Below are 7132 nucleotides of genomic sequence, written 5' to 3' on the forward strand. Positions count from 1 at the left end.
AACGCTCCGTGACCGTGCGCTCGGCGACGGGCCGCTGCGCGCGGTGATCCACCCTTTACTGAACGGGCGGCGCTTCGTTCGGATGCGGCGTCAAGATAGGAGCGTGCCGTCGACCTTCACGCTCGTAACTGACGCTCAAATCTCCGCTCAGGCACTCTTCGACCTATCGCTCGATATCGATGCGCATGTCTCGTCGATGTCGCAATCTGCCGAACGCGCAGTGGCGGGCGTGATGACGGGACAGATCGGTCTCGGCGAGACGGTCACCTGGCGAGCCCGGCATTTCGGTGTCTGGTGGACCATGACGTCACAGATCACCGCGCTAGACCGACCCACGCAGTTCATCGACCAGCAGGTCCGCGGCCCGTTCAAGACGTTTATCCACGAGCACCGGTTTGAGCAGCTCACGACGGGCTCCCGCATGACTGACACAGTCACAGTCGCGTCGCCGATCTTCGGATCGCTGGCTGAGCGACTGGTACTCGTTCCGTATCTCCGCGGCCTCATCGCGAAGCGCAACGAACATCTCCTCGCCGCGCTGCGCTGAGCATCGGTAGATGCGCACGATGGCCGACCCGGCAGCGCACAGGAGGTTTAGCCAGCGTTCCATCGCATGCTCTGCGGCCTCGATGTGCGGTGGCGACGCTTCGCGTCCGTCCCAGCATCGGGAAATGGGTCCCAGCGCAACCTGCTCTCGTCCGGATGGCTCGGTTGCCGGTTTACCGGCGGGATGTTTGGATGGCGACATGGCCCTTGCACTAAGCGTTGCCGTCGTGATGATCGGCTCCACGATGTTGCTGGCATCGGTGCTCGTGGTTACCCTCGCGAAGCCCGACGAGTCCTTTCCACTCTGGAGCAATCCACGCGTGCGCCGCGGCGCAAGCATCGGACTTCGTGTCGGCGGTGTTCTCCTCGTCATGCTGGGTTCACTCTGGGGCCTCGCTCCAGTCGCCGGGGTCTGGGCCATCGTTCCGGTTGTTTGTGCGTTCGCCCCTGGAACGGCGGCGATTCTGCTCCACAACACAACAGTTGCCCGTCAGGCGATCGCGAGCGAACCGGTAGCGACCTGACGCTCCCGCTTCGACTGATCGTCGAAGCGCGAGGGCCATATGACCGTCGGGGTGGATCTGAATCAGGTCTAACCCGCAACAGAACCTGGCTGCGCCCGCTAGCCGACCGGGTTTCGCGCACGCGATCGAAGCCAGACAAAATCGGACCACGCCTGAGAAGGCTCGGGGCTCTCCCGTGTCAAGGAAGAACCCGCGGCGCGCCGGGGGACATGCCTTGGCCCGTATCGCCGTCTCTATCGCCCGTGTCTTCCGCCCATGTATTCTCTGCCCAAGGGTTCATGACTGGGGGTCGGAATGGACGACAATAAGGACCTCGAAATCGAGGCGATGGGTGCTGTCTCAAAGGCGCTGACGGGACTTGACGAAGGGGCGAGGGGTCGCGTAATTCGATGGGCGGCGGAGCGCTACGGCGTCGAACTCGCCAAGTCCTCGCGCACGCCCGGCAAGGCCGACGCGCCCAAGGATAGGGACGAGGACGAGCACGACGAGGAAGTCGAAGAGGAAGACGGCGGGGGATGGGACCACTTCGCCGACCTGCACGATTCGGCAGGACCGAAGTCGAACAGCGACCGTCTGCTCGTGGCGGCGTATTGGGTCCAGGTGGTGGAAGGCAAGACGCAGTTCGGTTCGTTCGAACTCAACAAACTTCTCAAGGACCTCGGACACGGAGTGGATAACACCGCTCATGCCATGACGGCGCTGATCAATCAGAAGCCCGCGCTCGTGCTCCAACTCAAGAAGTCTGGCAAGTCGCGCCAGGCGAGGAAGACGTTCAAAGTCACCACTGCTGGCGTCAAGGTGGTTGAGCAAATGATCGCGGCGAATGGCGCTTGACCCGAAGGACGCCTTCAACGCCCTTCCGCCAACGCTCGTCGCTGACCTGCTCGACGCCTTTCAGCAGGTCGTCAAGAACTACGCGGAACATCGCTGGGAGCCCTCCGAACTCAACGGCGGGAAGTTGTGCGAGGCCGCATACACGATCGTTGAAGGCTACCTCTCCGGCACCTACCCGGCCCGCGCGAACAAGCCGAAGAACATGCCTCAGGCGTGCCTCGCTCTAGAGAACAAGTACACGACGGCGGCGAGATCTCCGCGTATCCAGATTCCGCGGATGATCGTCGCGCTCTACGAGATCCGGAACAACCGCGGGGTGGGTCACGCTGGCGGCGATGTCGACCCGAACCACATGGACGCGACGGCGGTCGTCTACATGAGCAAGTGGATTGTCGCTGAACTCGTGCGATTGCTCCACGGGCTGACCACCGACGAGGCGACCGATCTGGTGGATGCCCTCGTGGAGCGCGAGGTAGCTCTGGTGTGGCGGAGCGCCGAGAAGCGTCGAGTGCTGGTGCCGGGGTTGACCTTGCGAAAGCAGACGCTGATACTCCTAGCCGGCGTGACCCACGCCACGGAGGCTGATCTGATCCTGTGGTTGGAGCAGAAGCGGCCCGCCGATTACCGCAAGAACGTGCTCAAGCCAATGCACGCGAACCGTTTGATCGAGTTCGACGGGCAGACGACGACGGTGCAACTACTCCCCCCCGGGGTAGCGGCAGCTGAAGTTCTCATCCACGAGCTCGGGGAGGCGAGGTGATGGCACGGAGTGGCGACTATCAGTCGGCCTCGAAGCCGCACCGCGAGCGCGGGAAGCAGATCCGATCGCTGATCAAACAGATGTTGTCTGACGAAGGGATCGCCGTCCACAGCGTCACGCACCGGGTGAAGACAGAAGGCAGCGCCTCGGCCAAGATCGACGCAAGCCCGAACCGGTACGGGTCATTCGGAGACCTCCATGACCTCCTAGGCGTGCGGGTGATCACACACTTGGCGACGGAAGTGGACGCTGTGGTCGCCGTGCTCCGGAAGGAGTTTGACGTGGATGGCAAACGCTCCGTTGACAAGATCGCAGATCTCAACGCCGACGAGTTTGGCTACCGGTCCTACCACCTCATCGTGAAGCTCAAGGAGGATCGCGCAGCGCTTGCTGAGTGGCGCATCTTCGCCGGTATCCATTTCGAGATCCAGGTTCGATCGATCCTCCAACACGCGTGGGCCGAGATCGAGCACGACCTGGGGTACAAGTCATCGGTCGACGTGCCGCAGGAAATACACCGGCGGTTTGCACGGCTGGCAGGGATCCTTGAACTTGCCGATGATGAGTTCGTCAGGCTAACCAAGGATGCGAAAACACACGCTCGGAAGACGGACGCCGCGGTGAAACGCGGTGTCAACGTGCCGGTCGACCGTGACTCTATTCGTTCCCTGGTCACATCCGCGAACTCGGTAAGGAGCGCCGATGCCTACATCTCTGACCAGCTGGGATGGACCCTACTGACCGAGCCGCCATCCGAGTACGCAAACCTGCGCGCGAAAGAGCTGAGGGAGGTCGGCCTCGAGACGATTGCGGATGTCAATCGCGAGATGTCTCGACATGGAGAACGCGTCGCACGATTCGCCACCGCGTGGTTTGAATACAACGTTCCGAGCCGCCACGACGACGATGAGTTCATGTTCATGGGGCGCGACGAGGCTGATGACGATGACAGTGACGATGAACGGACGATCACTCCTGGCGTGAGTCTGTTCTATCTCTACCTACACCTGGCTCTCGAACGCGAGGGGGACGAGTTCGACTCAGTGCCTGCAGACCCGAATGATGACTTCGACGAAGAGCACTATGAGGCGAACGACCTCCGACGCCTCGCATTTCGCCGGATACACGATGGCATTTTCAGTGGGGGCGGACGCACGAGCGCCTAGCTTCTAGTCTGGACGGGCATCCCGACTGCAGGCATCGCGCGGGTTCACCGCCACTCGCGCGATGATCCGACGTCGGCGGGCATGCGCTCTCAGCGTCCGACGATCGCGCACCGCCCGTTTGAGGATCGTCACCGGGTTGCGGGCCTTCGGGCGGGTGATAGCCCCGTCGCGACTTTTCGCGGGCTCGCAGACGGCAAGAAGGCGGCGACACCCAAAAGTGACATTGATCCTTTTTGGGGACTGGCTACGATGGGCCTACAGAGGAGGGTCGATGCCCGGAGCGACCTCGCCGTGGCGAGTGAATGATGTTGTCGCGTACGACCTGATGCGTGAGGCTGCGGCGCGGGCCATTGCGCTCCTGTCGGCGGCGGCACAGTCAGGGGATTCCGGCGGCGACGCGCGGGGTGAGCTGGCCCGGTTGCGCCGCGAGGTGCTTGCTGTCGACGCGTACGATCGCGCGGCCGTCGCAGCTGTCTCCGCGCGCATTGACCAACGGATTCGTGAGCTCGAGGGTCACCTCCCGTGAAGCCGGCCGATCTGGATGACGATGCGCGCGAACGGATCCTGCGTCGCGACATTCTCCCGCTGTACTTCCCCGAAACTGAGTTGGACCCGACTCCGACGCTGGTGCTGGTCGCTGGCCAGCCTGGGGCGGGACGCTCACGCGCGTCCTCGAGCCTCGTCCGCGACGCGGAATCGGACGTCGCAGTACTCACGGGTGAGGATCTTCGTGCGTTCCATCCGGGCACTCTGCACCCATCCGCGAGCGCCGATCCTGAGTCTGCGGCGTCGATCGCGCAGGCAGTGGCGGGGTGGGTGAGTGGGTGCATCCGCTATGCGCGGGAACAGCGCCGCTCGCTCGTGCTGGAGGGGACGTTCACAAACGTGGCGGCGGTCGCTGGCACAGCGGAGCGGTTCGCCACGGAGCGCTTCACCACCCGGCTCGTCGTGGTGGGCTCCAGGCGGGCGGAGAGCCTGCTGTCGGTCACGTCGGAGTACCTCCGGAAGATGCAGACCGGTGACGCGGTCGCGCTGGTCAGCCGGGACGCGCACGACGAGGGACTCGCTGCGACACGGAGCCTGGTCGCCTCGGTGGAGGAATCGGTGTGGGCCGACCGGTTGACGGTGATCGATCGCGGCGGGCGTGTGATCTTTGATGCTGACCGGTTCGCGGGGTCGGCGGCGTTCGCGGGCGCGGGCGCGGCGTTGGCGGCGGCGCAGTCGGCGCGGATGGGGCGGTTCGATGCGACGCAGTGGTTGAGCGAGTTGCACCACGTCACCGATTTCGCCGCCGCACGCCGGCAGCTTCCTGCCGCGGTGACGGAGTTGCTGGTGGATCTGCATGAGACGTCGTTGCGGGAGGTGATTCCCGAGCTGCACGTGCCGGCGGGTGGCGCGTTCGCGACGGCGATGGAGCAGAAGGCCGTCGCCGCCTTGGTGGCGCTTCGCAAGAACGTCATCCCGGGGGTAGGTCCGGTCGATATCGCGGCGCCTGTGGTGGTTGCAGGTGGTCCGGAGCGTGGAGGTGTGTCCCGGTGACGCGTGTCGTCGGGTACACCCGCGCGGTCTCGTCTGACCAAGATGTCGCCGCCGACGTTGCCGCGCTGACCGACGCCGGCGCGGGTCAGGTCTTCACCGACGACGCGGACGCCGATCCGCGGCAGCGCCCCGGGTTGGCGGAGTGCCTCGCGGCGCTGCACCCGGGTGACGTGTTGGTGGTGTTGAGCGCGTCGCATCTATCGCATGCGGTGACGCATTTCGTGACCACGGTCAGCGGTCTGAGTGAGCGGGGTGTCGGATTCCGGTCGCTGAGCGAGCCAGCGCTGTGCACCGGGGAGCGGGTGGATCCGGTGGAGGTGCTGGCGGCGTTGGAGGCGCTGCGACATCGGCTGGTGAGTGTGCGTACCCGGGCAGGCATGGCGTCGGCGGCCGCCGCCGGTAAGAGGCCGGGGCGGCCGACGGTGATGACGGCGGACCGAATGGCGATGGCGCTCGAGTTGCGCAACCTGGGCCGGCCGGTCACGCACATCGCTCGAGTGCTCGGGGTGAGCGCGAACTCGGTCCAGCGCGCGCTCGCCCCACTCCCCCGCAGCGCCGACGAGTCTGGTTAGGGTTCCAGGCCCCGCAGTTGCGGATGGCGGTCGATGGTGAGCCAGTCGCGGATGAGGGCTTCGCGGGTGTGGTCGTCTTCCCAGTCAGGTTCGGTCAGCGCCCACCGGTGCATCAGCCGTGCCGCGGTGCGGGTGTGCCTGCCGGCGTCGAGGACTTCGGCGAGAGCTTCCGCTTCCGGGAACTGGAGGCTACAGACCAACTGTTCATCGTGACTGGTAAGTCGTTGGTCGATGATGTCGGCGAGTCGGTCGATGGTCTCTTCGAGCCGGTCCCAGGCGACGATGCTGTCCGGAATGGGCGAGCCGTGGCCTGTAGGGGTGGACGTCGTTGTCGTGTTCATGTCGGTTCCTCGTTTCTTGACTTTGGTGGTGCCTTTCCTGGCAAGTGGCGTCGTGTGCGACCGGAGGCCGTGGCGTGCGGGTCGTGGAATACCGGAGCCCCGGAGCGCCAGCGGAGGGGTGAGGATATGCCGCGAAAGCCCGGCACAGAACGGGTGGAGGGAGCTACGATGACCGGCCAGGAAAGGCCCCCACGCCCCATTCCATGGCAGGGTTCAGGAGGCGACGGATCCGGCGCCCGGTTGCTGGTCGCGGCGTTCATGGCGATGGGACCGCGACCCAGTCGGCCGCGCCGAGCGGGACCGCCGTCGCGTACGCGATGACGACCAGGACGGCGGCGAGGGTGGTGGTTCGAGCAGCGCGGACGAGGTGGCCGGACAACAGCTGGGCGGCGAGGACGGGCAGCAGCAGCACGCTCGTGACAGACGCGATCGTCACAACCGCAATGAACGGCAACAGTTGGATCGGGATGCTCATAAATCGCTCCTTCCTTCGGTGAGCGGCAGGTATCCGACGCGGTCACGATCCTCCGGATGCGTCGTCGCTGAGGGTGGCGAGGGCGCGGATGAACGATTGCCGGTCGGCGGTGGGGGTGGTGATCAGCGTCGCGATGGTGTCGCGCAGGACGGCGAGCTGCGTGGTGGGGAGGCCGGCGAGTGGGGCGAGGCACCAGGCGAGGTCTTCGGCGAGCTGGTAGCCGGGTTCGTCGAGGTGCTTGTCCGGGTGGTAAGTGAACGCGCAGATCGCGACCCGGTACAGGGCGGCGTCCGTATCCGCCCGGTCGAGCCGGGTGGGGTGTGGGGTGGTGGTCATCGGTTCATTCCCATCGTGGTGTTCGGGTTGAGCATCGGG

Annotated in this window: 11 protein-coding genes; 8 read left to right on the forward strand and 3 right to left on the reverse strand. The window is 65.1% G+C overall.

Annotated features, from left to right (window positions below):
* The first annotated feature begins 103 nt into the window (after nucleotides 1-103).
* The 8 genes from ACI3KX_RS10100 (at nucleotide 104) to ACI3KX_RS10135 (ending at nucleotide 5941) form a co-directional block, all read left to right on the forward strand.
* Nucleotides 104-547, forward strand: a complete 444-nt coding sequence (locus ACI3KX_RS10100; protein WP_404909605.1) for a cyclase — start codon at nucleotides 104-106, stop codon at nucleotides 545-547.
* Nucleotides 548-746: 199 nt separating this feature from the next.
* The gene (locus tag ACI3KX_RS10105) at nucleotides 747-1070 is read left to right on the forward strand and encodes a hypothetical protein (protein ID WP_404909606.1); all 324 of its coding nucleotides are present in this window, start codon (nucleotides 747-749) and stop codon (nucleotides 1068-1070) included.
* Nucleotides 1071-1364: 294 nt separating this feature from the next.
* Nucleotides 1365-1904: a hypothetical protein gene (locus ACI3KX_RS10110; RefSeq protein ID WP_404909607.1), complete on the forward strand. Its 540-nt coding sequence runs from the start codon at nucleotides 1365-1367 to the stop codon at nucleotides 1902-1904.
* Nucleotides 1894-2664 (forward strand): hypothetical protein, encoded by a 771-nt coding sequence (locus ACI3KX_RS10115; protein WP_404909608.1) that lies wholly within the window; start codon nucleotides 1894-1896, stop codon nucleotides 2662-2664. The genes ACI3KX_RS10110 and ACI3KX_RS10115 overlap by 11 nt, the downstream gene beginning before the upstream one ends.
* A complete protein-coding gene (locus ACI3KX_RS10120) occupies nucleotides 2664-3830 on the forward strand; it encodes a GTP pyrophosphokinase family protein (RefSeq protein ID WP_404909609.1) in 1167 nt (388 codons plus the stop codon). The genes ACI3KX_RS10115 and ACI3KX_RS10120 overlap by 1 nt, the downstream gene beginning before the upstream one ends.
* Before the next feature lie 271 nt (nucleotides 3831-4101).
* Nucleotides 4102-4356: a hypothetical protein gene (locus ACI3KX_RS10125; RefSeq protein WP_404909610.1), complete on the forward strand. Its 255-nt coding sequence runs from the start codon at nucleotides 4102-4104 to the stop codon at nucleotides 4354-4356.
* Nucleotides 4353-5369: a zeta toxin family protein gene (locus ACI3KX_RS10130; protein WP_404909611.1), complete on the forward strand. Its 1017-nt coding sequence runs from the start codon at nucleotides 4353-4355 to the stop codon at nucleotides 5367-5369. Before ACI3KX_RS10125 ends, ACI3KX_RS10130 begins: the two co-directional genes overlap by 4 nt.
* Nucleotides 5366-5941 (forward strand): recombinase family protein, encoded by a 576-nt coding sequence (locus ACI3KX_RS10135; protein WP_404909612.1) that lies wholly within the window; start codon nucleotides 5366-5368, stop codon nucleotides 5939-5941. The genes ACI3KX_RS10130 and ACI3KX_RS10135 overlap by 4 nt, the downstream gene beginning before the upstream one ends.
* On the opposite strand, the gene ACI3KX_RS10140 is transcribed toward ACI3KX_RS10135, so the two are convergent.
* From ACI3KX_RS10140 to ACI3KX_RS10150, 3 genes are all read right to left on the reverse strand, one after another.
* A complete protein-coding gene (locus ACI3KX_RS10140) occupies nucleotides 5938-6282 on the reverse strand; it encodes a hypothetical protein (protein ID WP_404909613.1) in 345 nt (114 codons plus the stop codon). The genes ACI3KX_RS10135 and ACI3KX_RS10140 overlap by 4 nt on opposite strands.
* A gap of 256 nt (nucleotides 6283-6538) precedes the next feature.
* Nucleotides 6539-6757, reverse strand: a complete 219-nt coding sequence (locus tag ACI3KX_RS10145; protein WP_404909614.1) for a hypothetical protein — start codon at nucleotides 6755-6757, stop codon at nucleotides 6539-6541.
* A gap of 42 nt (nucleotides 6758-6799) precedes the next feature.
* Nucleotides 6800-7093, reverse strand: coding sequence for a hypothetical protein (locus tag ACI3KX_RS10150; RefSeq protein WP_404909615.1), 294 nt, complete (start codon nucleotides 7091-7093; stop codon nucleotides 6800-6802).
* Between the last annotated feature and the right edge of the window lie 39 nt (nucleotides 7094-7132).

It is taken from the genome of Microbacterium sp. ZW CA_36 (genome assembly GCF_044987475.1).
In the GTDB taxonomy this organism is placed as follows: domain Bacteria; phylum Actinomycetota; class Actinomycetes; order Actinomycetales; family Microbacteriaceae; genus Microbacterium.